Raw genomic sequence first — 16,346 nt, 5'->3', positions numbered from 1 at the left:
GCCGCACATGGTCGGCATCGATGAGGTCGCGCAACTCGCCGGAGTATCAACGGCGACGGTTTCGCGCGCCCTCAGCGGTCGCGGCTATGTGTCGGCGGCATCCCGCGAGAGAGTCCACGTGGCGGCGCAGAAGCTCGGCTACGTGGTCTCCTCGCGGGCATCCAGTCTCGCGTCGGGGCGCACGCGCAACATCGGCGTGGTCGTCCCGTTCCTGGACCGCTGGTTCTTCAGCACGGTCCTGTCAGGGGTGTCCAGCGCGTTGATGCGGCAGGGCTACGACATCACGCTCTACAACATCACCGCAGACAGGGATGTTCGTCGGAGCGTTTTCGAAACCGCCCTGAGACGTCAACGCGTGGATGCTGTGATCGCCGTGTCGATCGAGCTGAACGACGAAGAGACCGACCGGATGCTCGCACTCGGGCTGCCGATCATCGCCATCGGCGGCCCCAATCCGAAGCTCGACACGCTCAGCGTGGACGACCTCGCGGTTGCACAGCTTGCGACCGAGCATCTGTTGAGCCTCGGGCACACCGCGATCGCGCACATCGGGGCGAACCCGGAGTTCGATATCGACTTTCACATTCCGACCAACCGTCGGCTCGGTTTCGAGAAGGCACTGGCGGATGCCGGAGTCGCTCTGAAACCAGAGTTCCTGGAGCCGGCGGACTTCACTGTGGACGGCGGCTACCGCGCCTGCAAGCAGTTGCTCGGGCGTCCGGGGCCGCGCCCGACCGCGGTGTTCGCTGCATCCGATGAGATGGCCATCGGTGCCCTTTTGGCAGCCCGCGATCTCGGGTTCCGCGTACCGGAAGATCTCTCGATCATCGGCATCGATGGTCACGAGCTCGGGGCGTTCTTCGGTCTGACAACGGTCGATCAGTTCCCGCTGGGCCAGGGTGAGCGGGCGGCTGACGCCGTACTCACAAAGCTGGCGGCGGATGCGGCGGCTCCCGCCCAGGAGCACGAGGAACTGCCGTTCGAGCTCATCGTGCGCGGGACGACCGCCCGCGCCTGAAGCGGCGCGGTCCTGGACGCGGCTACGCCGCCGGGAACCCGCCGCTCAACCGGCCGTGGAAGACTCCGGTCGCATCGTTCATGCCGACGAGCTCGACCTGCTTGTCGAGTCGGGCGTACTTCGTCACGATGGCATCCAGAGCCGCGACCGTCGAAGCATCCCAGATGTGAGAGCGCGACATGTCGATGATGATGCGGCCCGGGTCATCGGTGTATTCGAACTGCGTGGTCAGGTCGTTGCTCGATGCGAAGAACAGCGCCCCGTCGACCACGTAGTGTGCGCGGTCTTCGTCAACCGTGCGGGTGACCGAGACGACGTGCGCGACGCGGCGGACGAACAGCACAGAGGCGACGATGACCCCGGCGACGACGCCGATCGCGAGGTTCTCGGTCAGCACGACCATCACGACGGTCGAGACCATCACGATCGTCTCGCTCTTGGGCATACGCTTCAACGTCGAGGGGCGGATGCTGTGCCAGTCGAAGGTCGCAACGCACACCATGATCATCACGGCGACCAGGGCCGCCATCGGGATGATCGCGACGATGTCCCCGAGGGTGACGACCAGCACGAGCAGGAACACGCCCGCGCAGAACGTCGATATCCGCGTCCTGGCACCGGACACCTTCACGTTGATCATCGTCTGCCCGATCATCGCGCAGCCACCCATGCCGCCCAGGAAACCGGACAGCATGTTCGCCACGCCCTGCCCCCATGCCTCGCGCGTCTTCCGCGAGTGCGTATCGGTGATCTCATCGACGAGCTTCGCGGTCATGAGTGATTCCAGAAGCCCGACCAGCGCCATTCCCAGCGAGAACGGGGCGATGATCGCGAACGTCTCCCAGGTGAGCGGAACATTCGGGAGGAACAGCTCGGGAAGGCTCCGCGGCAACTCGCCCTCGTCGCCGACGGTGGGAACATCCAGCGCGAACACGACGACGACCGCGGTGATCAGAACGATCGACACCAGCGGACCCGGGATGACCTTGGTGATGCGCGGCATGAGGACCATGATCGCGATTCCTGCCACGACGAGCGGATACACCAGCCACGGCACATCGATCAGGTGCGGAAGCTGCGCAATGAAGACGAGGATCGCGAGTGCGTTGACGAATCCGACCATGACGCTGCGCGGGATGAAGCGCATGAGCTTGGCGACGCCGAGTACCGCGAGCAGCACCTGGAAGATGCCCGCGAGGATGACGGTCGCGATGAAGTAGTCCATCCCGTGCTCGCGCATCACCGGGGCGATGACCAGAGCGACGGCGCCGGTGGCAGCGCTGATCATGGCCGGGCGTCCGCCGACGAACGCAATTGACACGGCCATCACGAACGCCGAGAACAGGCCGACCTTCGGGTCGACTCCGGCGATGATCGAGAACGCGATCGCTTCGGGGATGAGAGCAAGTCCCACAACGAGTCCGGCGAGCACTTCCCGGGTCAGCAGTCGCGGGCTCTTCAGCGCGTCGAGCACAGACGGATTCGCACGGTAACGGGCACGGTCGTCAGCGGTTGTGGTCATGAAGACTCCAGGGGTGATTGCCCGGAAGGGGGCGGCTTCCACCCTAGCTCGGAGCCCTAGCCCGCCGCCCTCGCCCGAGGCGGGCTCAGGACACCGCGAACTGCGCGAGGAGCGCCGATAAGCTCAGCCCATGAGCATCGACCTCGAATCGCTGTACATCGACCTCCACCGGCATCCCGAACTGTCGTTCCAGGAAACGCGCACCGCCGGCATCGCCGCCGGCCACCTGCGCGATCTCGGGCTCGAAGTCGAAGAGGGCGTGGGCATTACCGGTGTTGTCGCGCTGCTGCGCAACGGCGACGGACCTGTCGTCTGGATGCGCGCCGATATGGATGCATTGCCCGTCCAAGAGCAGACCGGGCTGGCCTATGCCAGCACCGCGACCGGAATCGATCCAGCCGGAAACACGGTCCCCGTCATGCACGCGTGCGGCCACGACATGCATGTCACCGCGATGATCGGCGCCGTGGAGCAGCTGCTCGCAACTCGCGGCGAGTGGTCGGGAACCGTTGTCGTCGTCATGCAGCCCGCCGAGGAGTACGGCGCCGGTGCGCGGGCGATGCTGGATGCTGGCATCCTCGACCGCTACCCGAAGCCCGACATCGTGCTCGGCCAGCACGTCACTCCCCTCGCCGCCGGCATCATCGGCGTTCGCAGCGGCACGCAGATGGCAGCATCCGACGGCCTCACCGTGACGCTGCACGGCCGTGGCGGGCACGGATCCCGACCGCACACGACTGTCGACCCCGTGGTGATGGCTGCCGCCACCGTCATGCGACTGCAGACGATCGCCTCACGGGAAACCGACCCGCAGGATGTCGCGGTCGTTACGGTCGGCTCGATCCACGCCGGGCTGAAGAACAACATCATCCCCGCCGAGGCGACGCTCGAGCTCAGTCTGCGTTACCCGAACGACGAGGCACGCGCGCGTGTGCTCGCGAGCGTGGAGCGAATCGTCCGGGCCGAGGCCCTGGCATCCGGAGCCGAGCGCGAACCCGAGATCCGCACCGACCACGTCCTGCCGCCCACCATCAACGACGTGGATGCTGTGACGCGGGTCACGGCAGCGTTGAAGCGCACGCTCGGCGAAGCCGCCGTGATCGACCCGGGGATGATCACCGGCAGCGAGGATGTGTCGTGGTTCGCGCGCGATGCCGGCGCACCGCTGGTCTTCTGGTTCTGGGGCGGCATCGACCCCGCGACGTTCGCCGCGGCGGTCGCCAGCGACTCGGTCGCCCAGACCATTCCCACCAACCACTCCCCGTTCTTCGCGCCGGAGATTCACCCGACGATCGAGGTCGGCGTCACCGCGCTGGCCACCGCTGCCCGGGAATTCCTCGACTAAACCTGCACGGTTCTCGGCGGCGGCGCTGGCAATTCCCGCTGCTGCACGCCGTGCGCTTCGCGGTGTAGGCGCTCCATCTTCACATCGAGCTCGCTCGCGGCCTCGGCCGCATCGGTCAGGCTGTCGACGAGATGCGCAGGCACCTGCTTGGCGAACTTGTAATAGATCTTGTGTTCCAAGCTCGCCCAGAAGTCCATCGCGATCGTACGGAACTGCACCTCGACCGGAACTAAAAGCGGTCCGGTCGATAGGAACACGGGCACTTCGAGAATCGCGTGCAGACTCCGGTAGCCGTTCGCCTTCGGCTTGGCGATGTAGTCCTTCACGACACGAATGGTGATGTCATCCTGTGCAGCGAGCAGGTCGAACAGCCGGTACACGTCTGCGACGAAGCTACAGGTCACGCGAACACCGGCGATATCGGTGATCTCTTCACGGATGCGGGCGAAGTCCGGGTCGTCGATTCCCCTGCGGGCGATCTTCTCGACAATGCTGTCGGGGCTCTTCAGCCGCGTCTTGACGTGCTCGATCGGGTTGTAGGCGTGATCGTGGGTGAACTCATCCTGCAGAATCGAGATCTTCGTCTCGACCTCGCGGATGCCGAACTCGTACTCCCGTAGGAACCGCTGAAACTCGTCACGGAGCTCCTTCACGTGGCCCAGGTCGGCCTCGGTCACATCGACGCTCGTCATAACCCCGACGTTACGCGTCCGCGTTCAGAACGCGCTGTGCGTTTCGCTCTCGGCGGATGCTGGAGCATCTAAGCCCGTGCCCGTAGAACTACACGCGAAGAAGCCGCCACCCCTGCGGGTGACGGCTTCTTCGTCGAACGCTCCTGCGATCAGCCCGCGAGCAGCCCGGCGATCGCCGGCACGGTGAGCACGGCCACGTAGTAGCCCATGAATTGAACGCCGGTGTGCACCTGGAACAGCTTGTTCAGCAGCCCGCCGACAAGACCGATCGTGAGGGCCACCAGCAGCGCGATGATCCCGCCCTCGTAGAGGCAGATCACGGCGATGAGACCGGCGAATGCGCCGATGATGGCCTCATGCGAGACCTTCTTCATGATCCAGGACGCCGCGCGGTGGGCCTGCGTCATCGCGAACGGGTAGGTGATGATCATGGCGATCAGCACCGCGGCGAGCCCGAAGAAGAGGAACTCCCAAGCTCCGAGCATGTTGTGCAGGTTGTTCGTCTCGCCCGTCTCGGCATTGATCGTGTACACCGGCGGTGCATTGAACAGCGGGTTCGCAGGACCTGCGGCCATCGGCGACAGCGGCAGGCCGATCGCGATCAGCGGGATCAGCGTCTCGGCGATGTAGGTGGATTCCGTCGTGCCGTTCTTCACCGCCATCATCGTCGTCAGACGGCGATACCCGTTCTTGATGCGTCCACCGAATGCCTCACCCATCAGCACCGTCATCGCCACAGGCGAAATCACGAAGGTTGCGCTGGAGATCACCGCAGCCCCGGCCGTGCTGGCCAGCTGGCCGCGATCGAGCACGCGCATCGGGTTCGGCATCCGCCCCTTCCAGGTGCGCACATCAGGCGCGAGGTCGAATGAGCGCGGTGCATCGCGCTTCATCAGCACGCGGCCGGCCGGCGTCGAAGCCAGGACGAGGTCCGCGATGAGCGGGCCGATTGCGATGCCGAGGAAGAAGCTGATCGACAGGCTCTTGCCGAGAATTTCGGAGGAGAAGCCCTGCAGACCGACGACGATCAGCACGAACGGCACCAGCGCGATCAGCGCACCCCAGCGTCCCTTCGAGAGCACCGCGATGAGCACAGTCGCTGCCAAGAAGAGCCAGGGGGCCACCGAGCTGATCGCCGCGGAGAACGGCGTGAGGATCCAGGCGAAGAACACGGCCAAAGGAACGGCGATGATCGCGGCGACCACACCACCGGAGATGGCTTTGCGCAGAGCGATGTGCGGCACGCCCAGCTCCCTGAGCATCTGCGCATCGCGCAGCAACGGGGCGGCAAGCGTGTCACCCGGTATGCCCAACAGGGTTGTGGGAATGGCGTGCGTGATGTGCTTGGCCGCGATAGCTGCCATGAAGAACGCGAAAACACCGGCCGGCGGAACGCCGAGCAGGATGACCAGAAGCGTCAGCGGGGCGATCGTCGCCGTCTCATCCGTTCCGGAGACCAGGCCGATGAGCGCGAAGATGACGGTGCCGAGCACTGCCATGCCCAAGGCCCACAGGGTGGGTTCAAGGAAGGTTTCCATCACACCACCTCCCCGGCTGCGAGCTTGCGCTGGTTCTTCTCATGCTGGGCGCGCAGGTCGTCATACAACCCGAGCTCCTTGACCTCGGCGAGTGTCGCTCTCGGGAGTTCGTCTGGGTCACCGAGAGGGCCGAGCTCGGCTTCGATGGAGTCCATCGCAGCTTCGCGAGATCCGGTGGGAGCCTCCCCGATGCTGACGATGCGCTTGGGCTTGAATAGGCGTGCCGCGATCACTGCTGCGAGCACGCAGGCGGCCAGCCCGGTCACCAGTGCGTAGGAGCCGCCGAGCGCATCTCCGCCGGTGAGCTCTGCGAAGCCCCACTCTGCGACGAGGAAGACCGGCACGGCGATGCCGACACCGAGTCCGATCGAGGCGAGAAGGTGCTTGCTATCGACGGTGTCGCCCCACACCTCCAGGAGTTGTCTTTCTGACAAGGGAATGTCCTCTCTATCGGGTCAGCGCCGCTGCGACTCGTGACGTGGTGGGCTTGGAGAGCACCTGGGAAAGCCAGGCGCTCGTCTCGGTAAGTGCATCAAGGTCGATGCCAGTGCGGATGCCGAGCCCGGTGAGCATCCAGACAAGATCGTCGGTGGCGAGGTTGCCGGTGGCGGACTTCGCGAACGGGCATCCGCCCACGCCTCCTGCTGCGGCATCGAAGATGCGCACACCCTCTTCCAGACCCGCGTAGACGTTCGCGAGCGCCATGCCGTAGGTGTCGTGCATATGCAGTGCCAACGCCGAGGTCGGGATTCCGTCGGCGACGAGCGCTCTGACGACACCGCGAACCTGGCCGGGGGTGGCGACGCCGATGGTGTCGCCGAGCGAGAGGTCTGCGATGCCCCAGTCGCGCATGAGACGCGCGAGACGCACGACCTCTCCGACGGCGACCTCACCCTCCCACGGGTCTCCGAAAACCATCGACAAATAGCCGCGAACGCGTACTCCGTCGGCTGCAGCGCGCGTCACAACCTGCTCCACGGCCTGTTCCATCCGCTCTCTCGACGCGCCGAGGTTGGCCTCGGAGAACGACTCGGTGACGCTCAGGAACACGGCAATATCGTCCGCTCCCGCCTCACGCGCAAGGTCGTAACCCCGCACGTTCGGCACGAGAACAGGGGTGCGTGCCGCGAGATGCTTCGTGCGGGAGAAAACCTCACGGGAATCTGCCATCTGCGGCACCCGGTCGGCACGTACGAAGCTGCCGACCTCGATCACCGGAGCACCGGCCGCGGCCAGACGCTCGATGAGTTGGACCTTGGTATCGACGTCGACGAGCGTCTTCTCTGCCTGCAGCCCATCGCGAGGGGCCACTTCCCAGATCTCCACGTCGTCGGCAAGGCCCTGGTGCGGGGCAACGGTAGGGAGGCCGAGGCTGCGGGTGGTCGTCATCGCGCGGCTCGAAGTTCGGCGAGGATCTGCTCGGCGACATCGGCGCGTACCGCACCCCGCTCCACCAGTGCGGCGGCAACCCGGTCGACCTCATCGGCGCCGGCGCCAGCTGCGACGGCGACGTTGCGGGCGTGCAGGCCCATGTGCCCGCGCTGGATCCCCTCGGCGGCCAAGGCACGGACGGCGGCGACGTTCTGCGCAAGTCCGATCGCGGCGACGATCTCGCCCAGCTCTCGCGCGGTGGTGACCTCGGTCATCGCCACTGCTGCGCGGGCTGCGGGGTGCGACTTGGTCGCTCCCCCGACGAGACCCACCGCCATCGGCAGTTCAATCGTTGCGGTGAGGTTGCCGGCGGCATCCTGTTCGAAGCGCGACAGCGCACGGTACTGGCCGTCGCGTGCTGCGTAGGCATGTGCGCCGGCTTCCACTGCTCGGGTGTCGTTGCCCGTGGCGAGAACGACGGCAGAGATGCCGTTCATGATGCCCTTGTTGTGGGTCGCGGCGCGATACGGGTCGTCATAGGCGAGGGCCGCGCCGGCGACCATGTTCGAGACAATCTCCGGCCCGCCGACCTCATCGGGGTGGATGGTCAGGCGTGCGCGGGTGAGGCGCAGGTCCGCGAGGTTGGTGAGAATCCGCAGCAACGATCGCCCGCCGGCGATCTCTGCAAGCCTGGGCGCGATCGCCTCGGCCATCGTGTTCACGGCATTCGCGCCCATGGCGTCGCCGACGTTGACCACCAGGTGCACGATGAGGTGCTCGTCGAGCAGTCCGTGGATCGTGCGTACGAGCAGGTCGCGTGCGCCGCCGCCGACCGATACGAGCTTGGGATCCTGCTCGTCCGCCAGCGCGAGGATTTCGTCCTTCGCTTCGAGGATGCGTGCACGTGCGCCGTGCGGATCGGCGACATCGAGCAACTGGATCTGGGCCTGCATGAGGGGCTCGGTGGAGGTGGTGACGATGCCGCCGAACCGGCGCGCCATGCGCGCGATGTTGGATGCGGCGGCCACGACCGAGGGTTCCTCCGTGGCCATCGGCACCAGGACCTCACGGCCGTTGACGATGACGTTCGTGGCCACACCGACCGGGATACTGATCTGCCCGATCACGTTCTCGACCATGCGGTCGGCCTGCTCGATGCTCAGCCCGTCTCCGGCCAGGGCGCTCAGATCGACGTCGCCGATCGCTTCTGTCACGGTCCTTCGTCGTTCCTCGACGGTCAAATTGCGTAGTCCGCTCAGGCGGGATGTCGTAGCCACGTCGTCGTCCTTTCATGTGGCGGTCGTTGCCACCCAACTTCGACATCTAATCAGCGGCCGCGCCCCTCGACATAGATCCGATTCGGACACATTCAATCGATGTGCAATGTCTGTTCTGCAGCTCTTCTGGCTCGCTCCACCCGTACGGCGAGCTCCAGCCGGAAGCGCGCTTCCGGCTGGTTCAGCTCGTCGCCAAGCAGCAGCTGCATCCGGTGAATGCGCTGCTTCAGCGTGTTGAGGTGGATGTGCAGCGTGCGTGCGGTGGCAGCCAACGACCAGCGCTCGTCGAACAATGCAGCGAGGGTGTCCACGAGGACACTGCCGTGCGTCTGATCCCAGCGCAGCACCGGCGAGAGCATGCTGCCCACGAAGTTGGCCAGCGCGGCACCGTCACCCCCGAACAGCAGCGCATACGGCGAGAGCGAGACCGCGTCGAGCACGCCGGAGCTGATGCCGAGGCCTCGTGCGAGCGCCGCAACATGCCACGAGTTCGGCGCCTCTGCGGCTGCCGCATCGAGCGTGGTGGATCCGGTGGCGAGAGCGAACGGCGCCGCATCCGCACAGATCTCCTGCACGACGCGCGCGACGGCGACCGGTGACGACTGCGCGGGCTGCTCTCCGAGCGGCGCGAGAACCGTCACGCCATGCGGCGATGTCGCGACGAGCCAGTCGGTATGCGAGCGCAGCCGTGCGACCAGTCGCGTGCGATCTCCTGCGGCGCATGGCAGGACGATGGTGACCCACGGATCATGGATGGCATAGTTGCGTGTGGCCGCACGACGAATCCCCGACGCCCGGTTGGTCGGCCCCTCGAGCAGTTCGGTGGCAAGCTCGCCACGCACACGCTCTTCTGCATCATCCAGGGCGTCGCGGCGCAACCGGACGAGCGCAGCCATGAGGGCCGCGCGTTCGACCGTGCGCCGCTCGATCTGCGTCAGCATCCGCTCGCCGCCGGCCACCAGGAACGTGCTGGATCGCGTACCCGCTCCGAGCACCGCGGCCACCAGTTCGATCCGCGGATGGGCAACCACGACGCTGCGACCGCTCTGAGCGGCGTCGGTCGCGGCTCGTCGCACCACGGGGTCGGCGGGCAGGTCCTCATCACCCGCCAGCGTCACCTGCCGACCAAGTGCCTCCGCGAGCGCATCGACGATCGCCTCGGCACCGTACCCATCGACGACCAGTCGGGTGAGTGCATCGTGCAGGCCCGCCGCCCACTCGACGTCCCGCTGGCGTGAGGCTGCCTCCGCTGTCGCCTCAGTCGCGTCGCGCAGCAGTTGCGCCTGGTGCAGCGCGAGGGCGGCGTGTCCGGCGAAGGCCGAGAGCAGCGCGACTTCATCCGGACGGAAGGCATGGGGCACACGACTGGCAGCGAACAGCACCCCGAGAACCATGCCGTTGACGACCAGCGGCGCTCCGAGCAGCGAGCGCAACTGCTCCTCCCTCATGATCGCGTCGATCGTCGGATCGTGGGGCACGCTTGTGAGCGTGGAGTAGTCCTCTACCCACTGCGGATGCTGAGTGTGAACGGCGACGCTGGCGAGGCCGACACCGGCAGGCACGACCATGCCGAGGAACCGGGGAGAGATAGTCCCGGTCTCGGCACGGACATAGAGCTCGTCCTGGACAGGCTCGTAGACGGAGAGATAGGCGACGTCGACCTCCATGAGCTCGTGCGCGCGATCCACAATGCGCTGCAGCATGAGGTCAGGATCGGTCACCGAAAGCAGGTCGCGAGTCGACGACATTACCGCGCGCAGCTCGGCACCCCGCTGACGAAGTGTCGCCAGGCTGCGCCCCAGGTGCACCAGTGCATCCGCAGCATCCGCGTCGCCTTCCAGCGCGGTTCGCAGCGCATCGGAATCGACGGCTGCGCCGTCGGCCAGCGAGCGGATGGTCGTGGCGAGGTCGGAGGACATGCTTTCATTCTCCCGCGCGGCAGGCGTGCCCCTCTGCACGCCGGGCGAGCGCCACGAGGGGGCGGATGCCGCAGCATCCGCCCCCTCGTCAGGCAAGCCCTACGGCGTCATGCGGTTCGTACGCGCTCCGCGCCCCACCCCGTTGACCGTCAGCAAGGTGCCGGTGTCAGTGAACTCCTGCAGGATCTCGTCCTGGCGCTCCGTCCCGTCCTTGTGGGTGATGAGGCTGACTACCACCGCGACGATCATCGCGCAGATGAAGCTGGGCAGCAGTTCGTACATCTCAGGCCACACGGCCTTCCAGATGAAGACGCCGGCGGCACCGACGAACATGCCAGCCAGGGCGCCCCAGTTGGTGAGCTTGCGCCAGAACAGGCTGAGCAAGATCAGTGGGCCGAAGGCCGCACCGAAACCGGCCCATGCGAACGAGACCAGCCCGAGGATCGTATCGTTGGGAATGATCGCGAGCAGCGCGGCGATGATGCCGACGCCGAGCACAGTCAGTCGTCCGAGCATCACCAGCAGCTTGGGCGACGGCTCTTTCTTGACCACTTTGAAGAGGTCTTCCACGAGAGCCGACGAGGCGACGATCAGCTGGCTGGAGATCGTGCTCATGATCGCCGCGAGCACCGCCGCCAGCACGAGGCCTGCGACGAACGGGTGCAGCAGTGTCTGCGCCATCACCAGCACCACCGTCTCGGGGTTGCCGAGATCGATGCCCTGGTGTGCCATGTAGGCGATGCCGACGAAGCCAGAGAACACTGCGCCGATCAGCGAGATGATCATCCAGCTCATTCCGATGCGGCGGGCAGCCTTCGCCTCGCCGGGGTTGCGCAGCGCCATGAACCGCACGATGATGTGCGGCTGGCCGAAGTAGCCCAGTCCCCAAGCGAGCGACCCGATGATAGCCAAAACCGTTCCACCGGTCAGAGCAGTTCCACCGATGACCGAGATGTGGTTCGGGGCAAGGTCTTCGACGTACGTGGCCACCTCGCCGAAACCGCCGACGGCGATGATCGCAGCGACCGGGACGACAATCAGTGCGATCACCATCATCAGTCCCTGTACGACGTCCGTGAACGAAGCTCCGAGGAACCCGCCGAACAGCGTGTAGAGAAGAGTGACTCCGGCAACCAACACCATGCCGAGCAGGTAGTCGGAGTTGAACGAGCTCTCGAAGAAGAAACCGCCGGCCACCATGCCGGAAGAGATGTAGAGCGTGAAGAACACCAGGATCACGACACCGGCGAGGATGCGCAGCATCCGCGACGAGTCACGCAGCCGGTTCTCGAAGAAGCTCGGGATGGTGATCGAGTTGCGCGAAACCTGTGTGTACGCGCGAAGCCGCGGGGCGACCAGCAGCCAGTTCAGGTATGCGCCGATCGTGAGACCGACGGCGATCCATGCCTCGATGAGTCCGGAGAGATAGATCGCGCCCGGAAGACCCATGACGAGCCAGCCGGACATATCGGATGCTCCGGCGCTGAGCGCCGCGACCCACGGTGGCAGGTCCCTCCCCCCGAGCATGTAATCCTCGTGGTCCTTCGTCCGGCGAAATGCCAGATAACCGATGATGAGCATCGCGGCGAAGTAGAGCCCCAGCGCGATGAAGATGAATACCTGATCGGACATCGTCGTCCCTCTTTCGTTGCAGATCGGTGCAGCGGTTCTGCCTCGATACTGACAGGGACGGATGCCGGGGGCCACCCCTATTCGACGATGGTGGACGATCACGGTCAGAGTTCTTCTGGCGCTGAGGAGGCGGACGGATGCCGGAGTCAGCCCTTGACGGCCCCCTGTGTGAGCCCACCGACGATGTATTTCTGAAGCGAGAAGAACAGCGCGAGAACGGGAATCGCCGCGACCACGACGCCGGCCGCGAACAAGCCCCAGCGCGAGGTCAGCTGATTCGATACCCACTGGTACATGCCGACGGCGAGAGTCCAGTTGTCTTCGGACGTCAGGATGATCTTCGACAGGATGAAGTCGCCGAAGCATGCCAGGAACGACAGCAGGGCGACGACCGCGAGGATCGGCACCACCAGCGGCATGATCAGCTTCCAGAAGATCTGGGCGTGGCTTGCGCCGTCGATCTTCGCGGATTCGTCGATCTCGATCGGGATGGTGTTGAAGAACCCGTACATGAGGAACGTGTTCGCCCCCAGCGCGCCGCCGAGGTACACGCAGATCAGCGCGATCTTCGAGTTGATGCCGAGTGCAGGCACGACTTCCCCGATCGTCAACAGCATCAGGAAGATGGCGATGAACGCCAGCGCCTGCGGGAACATCTGCACGACGAGCAGCGCTGTCAGGCTCACCCGGCGACCGGTGAAGCGGAACCGCGAGAAGGCGTAGGCGGCCGCGGCCCCCATGATTACCGATGCGACTGCTGTGATGATCCCGATCGTGAGGGTATTGCCGAACCACACCCAGTAGCTGGACTCGCTCAACGCGATGTAGTTCTTCAGATCAAAGACGGCGAACAGATCGTTGCTGGCCGCGAGGCTGCCCTTCGGGTTCAGCGACGCCGAGAGCACATATACGAGTGGGAACGCCGCGAAGAAGAGCACGACGGCCGCAAGGATGTACTTCCACCCGACCTCGGCCCACCACCGGCGGCGGCGGGCACCGGCGCGCGCCGTCACGGCATCCGCTGAGGAGTTCGTCACGACTGCTCTGGTCTGCGTGGACATCACTGGTACTCCTCGAGTTTGCGGGTCTGGCGAAAGCTCACCACGGAGATGATCCCGACCACGATGAAAGCGACGATGGAGAGGGCACTTGCGAGGCCGTAGTCCGAGGCGCCCCCGGAGACACCGGAGACGTCGTAGATCGCCGACACCAGGATGTCGGTTGATCCGAGTGCGTACGGTGCTCCCGGAATCCCCGGACCACCGTTGTTGAACGTGTAGATGACCGTGAAGTTGTTGAACGCGACCGCGAAGGAGGCGATCAGGAGCGGGGCGGTGGACACCAGCAGCAGCGGCAGCACGATCGAGCGGAACCGCTGCCATTTGTTCGCGCCGTCGATCTCGGCTGCCTCGAGCGTGTCGCCGGGCAGCGACTGCAGCGCGCCCGTGCACACCAGGAACCAGTACGGGTAGCTGAGCCAGACGTTGACGAAGATCACCGCGGCTCTGGTGAGCCAGGGGTCTCCCAGCCAGTTGATGTGACTGCCGAAGAAGAACATCTCGTTGATCACGCCGAACTCGGCATTGAACATACCGCGGAACAGCAAGGCGGCCATGAAGGCGGGGAACGCGTACGGCAGGATGAACAGCGCCCGCAGCATGCGGCGGCCCTTGACTCGCGGGTCGTTGTAAACCATGGCAAGCCCCAGCCCCACGGCGAAACTCAGTCCGACCGACAGGATGGCGAACGCGAACGTCCAGATCGTGACGCTGCCGAGCGTTCCGGCGAGCGCGGAGTCGGTGAACAGCTTCAGAAAGTTCGCGAAGCCGACGTTCACGTACCACCCGGTCGGCAGCGCCTTGCCGTCGGCCGAGACGAACGAGCCGTCGTCGGTCGCCGAGTAGATCGTGCTGCTGGTGGTGTCAGTGATCGTCTGTGTCTCGGCATCCCACACCAGAGTGGACTCGTAAACCGCCCCGGATGAGCCATCCCTGGTCCGGATCGACCCGTCGTTCGGGTCATCCGAGACGGCGACTCTCAAATCGCTGATCTGCCCCTGGAGTGCGGAATCGGTCAGTACGGTGGCTCGGGGGATGACCGTCCAGCCGGGCACTTCGTTGGGTGCGCCCGTGCCGCCCAGCGTGGCGCCGGATGCTTCGCTGAGAGGCTCGATCGCAGAGCCGACCAGCACGTCGCCCTCATCGTTCGCGATGGCGAAGCCGATCTCGTCAAGTCGTTGCACGACTGAGAGCGGGTAGGTCGGCGAGGCATCCACTCGGCGCTCACCCTGGATGAGCGCCGCCTCGACAGCCTGCTCCTGCGTGCCGATGTGGCCCGTGCCATAGTTCGTGAAGGCGATATATGCGGTGTAGCCGAAGATGAATACCTGGAACACGAGCAGGAATACCAATCCCGGCAGCAGGTACTTCATCGGCAGCGCGCGTCTGCCGAAGTACACGACATCGGCGATGACCACGAGCACCACGATCACGCCGAGCACGATCCATGATTCCGCACGCCAGGCCGAGATCGCCGTCAGGATGCCGAAGGCGTTCACCAGCGCCATCAGCACGAGCTTGATGATGAATCCCCAGCCGGGTCCGCGCCAGCGCTTGGCATGCGCCTCACTCCGCGGGGTGGGCGCGGCGTGAGCTGCTTCGGTCGGTGCCTCGATCGACATCCAGTACTCCTTCTGCGAGGTGTGCTGCAGGGTCGGGAGACGCGAGCGCCTCCCGACCCGACGGATCAACCGGCCAGAGTGGCCTCAAGGTCAGTGACCATGGTGTTCCACGTGCTGGCCGGGTCTGCACCGTTGATGATCTGCACCTGAGCAGCGTTCCACAGGTCCCAGACCGAGCCCATCTCGGGGATCGACGGCATCGGGACGCCGCCCTTTGCGGACTCAACGAAACCAGCGGTGATGGGGTCAGAGGAGACCTCGTCGGCCAACGTCGTCCACGCCGGGATGCGCGGGTCAGCCTCGTACAGCGCACGCTGGGCATCCTCGGTGCCGAGGTAGTTCACCATGAACTCCTGTGCGAGCAGAGCGTTCTTGCTCGCACTTGAGAGGTAGAAGCCCTGCACACCGACGAACGGAGCAGCAGCGGAGCCACCGGCAGACGGGATCGGGTTTACCGTCACGTTCATGCCGTCAAAGACGCTCATCACCCACGGGCCCTGGATCGTGTACGGCGCCTTGCCGGACACGAACAGCTCGTTGTTGATGTCGTAGTCGACCGTGGTGGAGATGTAGCCGGTGCCGTTCGCACCGTTCGCGCCCAACCAGGTGGCGAAGGCCTCACCGGCAGCACCGCCCATGCCGACCTCGCTCGTGTACGAGCCGGAGTCGTCCTGCACGAACACCGGTACGTCGAATGATGTCTGCAGACCGTACATCGTGTACCCATCGCCGGTCTCACCGGCGGTATTGATCACGAAGGGACGCTCGGCGCCGGAGTCGATGCCCTTCTGGATCATCTCGTCCCACGTCGCCGGTGCCGCATCGCCGACGAGATCGACGTTCTGAATGAGGGCGACGGTCTCGAGTGAGTAGGGCAGCGCATAGAGCTGGCCGTCGTAGGTCATGGCGTCGAGAGCGACCTGCTCGAACTCCTCGGCTGCATCACCGAGGTCGAGGGTGTCGACGACACCGGCCGCGACGAGCGCGCCCAGCCAGTCGTGTGCACCGACGGTGATGTCGGGGCCCTCACCGGTCGGCACCTGTGCGATGAAGTCATTGCGGAGATCTTCGAAGTTCTTCTGAACGAGCGTGATCTTCGCGCCGGTCTCCTCTTCGAACGACTCGGCTGCTGCCGTGAGTGCTGCTTCGCGCTCGGCGTCCGTCCAGATGACCAGTTCTGCGCCATCGCCAGCGGGGGCATCGTCGCCGCCTTCAGGAGCGCTCGAACCGCAGCCGGTCAGGGCGACGGCCGCTGCCAGCGCAAATGCGCTGATTCCGATGTGCTTACGCATTCGGGTTCCAATCTGCTGTGGTCGCCGACGCGCTTCGCAGAGCGAGCCGCATCGTCACGA

The 16,346-nt window shown here is 65.3% G+C and carries 13 protein-coding genes; 2 read left to right on the top strand and 11 right to left on the bottom strand.

The window, feature by feature from the left end; genetic code table 11:
* Positions 1-7 precede the first annotated feature (7 nt).
* Positions 8-1,018 carry a LacI family DNA-binding transcriptional regulator gene (locus ACSS7Z_RS01875; RefSeq protein WP_438252732.1) on the top strand — a complete coding sequence of 337 codons (1,011 nt, stop codon included), beginning with the start codon at positions 8-10 and terminating at the stop codon, positions 1,016-1,018.
* 22 nt (positions 1,019-1,040) lie between these two features.
* On the opposite strand, the gene ACSS7Z_RS01870 is transcribed toward ACSS7Z_RS01875, so the two are convergent.
* Positions 1,041-2,540, bottom strand: a complete 1,500-nt coding sequence (locus ACSS7Z_RS01870; protein ID WP_438252731.1) for a SulP family inorganic anion transporter — start codon at positions 2,538-2,540, stop codon at positions 1,041-1,043.
* 130 nt (positions 2,541-2,670) lie between these two features.
* Between ACSS7Z_RS01870 and ACSS7Z_RS01865 the strand changes: the two genes are divergently transcribed.
* A complete protein-coding gene (locus ACSS7Z_RS01865) occupies positions 2,671-3,885 on the top strand; it encodes an amidohydrolase (RefSeq protein WP_438252730.1) in 1,215 nt (404 codons plus the stop codon).
* Here ACSS7Z_RS01865 and ACSS7Z_RS01860 read toward each other — a convergent pair.
* From ACSS7Z_RS01860 to ACSS7Z_RS01815, 10 genes are all read right to left on the bottom strand, one after another.
* Positions 3,882-4,577, bottom strand: a complete 696-nt coding sequence (locus ACSS7Z_RS01860) for a GTP pyrophosphokinase (protein ID WP_438252729.1) — start codon at positions 4,575-4,577, stop codon at positions 3,882-3,884. The genes ACSS7Z_RS01865 and ACSS7Z_RS01860 overlap by 4 nt on opposite strands.
* 149 nt (positions 4,578-4,726) lie before the next feature.
* Positions 4,727-6,115: a tripartite tricarboxylate transporter permease gene (locus ACSS7Z_RS01855; RefSeq protein ID WP_438252728.1), complete on the bottom strand. Its 1,389-nt coding sequence runs from the start codon at positions 6,113-6,115 to the stop codon at positions 4,727-4,729.
* On the bottom strand, positions 6,115-6,549 hold the full coding sequence (locus ACSS7Z_RS01850; protein ID WP_438252727.1) for a hypothetical protein: 435 nt from the start codon (positions 6,547-6,549) through the stop codon (positions 6,115-6,117). The genes ACSS7Z_RS01855 and ACSS7Z_RS01850 overlap by 1 nt, the downstream gene beginning before the upstream one ends.
* A gap of 13 nt (positions 6,550-6,562) precedes the next feature.
* Positions 6,563-7,504 (bottom strand): hydroxymethylglutaryl-CoA lyase, encoded by a 942-nt coding sequence (locus tag ACSS7Z_RS01845; protein ID WP_438252726.1) that lies wholly within the window; start codon positions 7,502-7,504, stop codon positions 6,563-6,565.
* Positions 7,501-8,763: a hydroxymethylglutaryl-CoA reductase, degradative gene (locus ACSS7Z_RS01840; RefSeq protein WP_438252725.1), complete on the bottom strand. Its 1,263-nt coding sequence runs from the start codon at positions 8,761-8,763 to the stop codon at positions 7,501-7,503. Before ACSS7Z_RS01840 ends, ACSS7Z_RS01845 begins: the two co-directional genes overlap by 4 nt.
* A gap of 92 nt (positions 8,764-8,855) precedes the next feature.
* Positions 8,856-10,682 carry a helix-turn-helix domain-containing protein gene (locus ACSS7Z_RS01835; RefSeq protein WP_438252724.1) on the bottom strand — a complete coding sequence of 609 codons (1,827 nt, stop codon included), beginning with the start codon at positions 10,680-10,682 and terminating at the stop codon, positions 8,856-8,858.
* Between the two features lie 99 nt (positions 10,683-10,781).
* A complete protein-coding gene (gene putP, locus ACSS7Z_RS01830; protein ID WP_438252723.1) occupies positions 10,782-12,314 on the bottom strand; it encodes a sodium/proline symporter PutP in 1,533 nt (510 codons plus the stop codon).
* Between the two features lie 146 nt (positions 12,315-12,460).
* Positions 12,461-13,375: a sugar ABC transporter permease gene (locus ACSS7Z_RS01825; protein ID WP_438252722.1), complete on the bottom strand. Its 915-nt coding sequence runs from the start codon at positions 13,373-13,375 to the stop codon at positions 12,461-12,463.
* Positions 13,375-14,994, bottom strand: a complete 1,620-nt coding sequence (locus tag ACSS7Z_RS01820; protein WP_438252721.1) for an ABC transporter permease subunit — start codon at positions 14,992-14,994, stop codon at positions 13,375-13,377. The genes ACSS7Z_RS01825 and ACSS7Z_RS01820 overlap by 1 nt, the downstream gene beginning before the upstream one ends.
* Positions 14,995-15,059: 65 nt before the next feature.
* Positions 15,060-16,286 (bottom strand): sugar ABC transporter substrate-binding protein, encoded by a 1,227-nt coding sequence (locus ACSS7Z_RS01815; RefSeq protein ID WP_438252720.1) that lies wholly within the window; start codon positions 16,284-16,286, stop codon positions 15,060-15,062.
* Positions 16,287-16,346: the final 60 nt, after the last annotated feature.

Source organism: Microbacterium wangyouchuni (assembly GCF_051546305.1).
Classification (GTDB): domain Bacteria; phylum Actinomycetota; class Actinomycetes; order Actinomycetales; family Microbacteriaceae; genus Microbacterium.
The sequence above is the reverse complement of the archived record's forward strand: the minus strand, read 5'-3'. Positions and strand labels throughout refer to the sequence as shown.

Excerpts from the sequence above, each read along its gene's own strand:
- ACSS7Z_RS01855 (WP_438252728.1), bottom strand. The coding sequence starts at position 6,115 with ATGGAAACCTTCCTTGAACCCACCCTGTGGGCCTTGGGCATGGCAGTG.
- ACSS7Z_RS01820 (WP_438252721.1), bottom strand. The coding sequence starts at position 14,994 with ATGTCGATCGAGGCACCGACCGAAGCAGCTCACGCCGCGCCCACCCCG.
- ACSS7Z_RS01835 (WP_438252724.1), bottom strand. The coding sequence starts at position 10,682 with ATGTCCTCCGACCTCGCCACGACCATCCGCTCGCTGGCCGACGGCGCA.
- putP (WP_438252723.1), bottom strand. The coding sequence starts at position 12,314 with ATGTCCGATCAGGTATTCATCTTCATCGCGCTGGGGCTCTACTTCGCC.
- ACSS7Z_RS01860 (WP_438252729.1), bottom strand. The coding sequence starts at position 4,577 with ATGACGAGCGTCGATGTGACCGAGGCCGACCTGGGCCACGTGAAGGAG.
- ACSS7Z_RS01870 (WP_438252731.1), bottom strand. The coding sequence starts at position 2,540 with ATGACCACAACCGCTGACGACCGTGCCCGTTACCGTGCGAATCCGTCT.
- ACSS7Z_RS01865 (WP_438252730.1), top strand. The coding sequence starts at position 2,671 with ATGAGCATCGACCTCGAATCGCTGTACATCGACCTCCACCGGCATCCC.
- ACSS7Z_RS01815 (WP_438252720.1), bottom strand. The coding sequence starts at position 16,286 with ATGCGTAAGCACATCGGAATCAGCGCATTTGCGCTGGCAGCGGCCGTC.
- ACSS7Z_RS01845 (WP_438252726.1), bottom strand. The coding sequence starts at position 7,504 with ATGACGACCACCCGCAGCCTCGGCCTCCCTACCGTTGCCCCGCACCAG.
- ACSS7Z_RS01875 (WP_438252732.1), top strand. The coding sequence starts at position 8 with ATGGTCGGCATCGATGAGGTCGCGCAACTCGCCGGAGTATCAACGGCG.
- ACSS7Z_RS01825 (WP_438252722.1), bottom strand. The coding sequence starts at position 13,375 with ATGTCCACGCAGACCAGAGCAGTCGTGACGAACTCCTCAGCGGATGCC.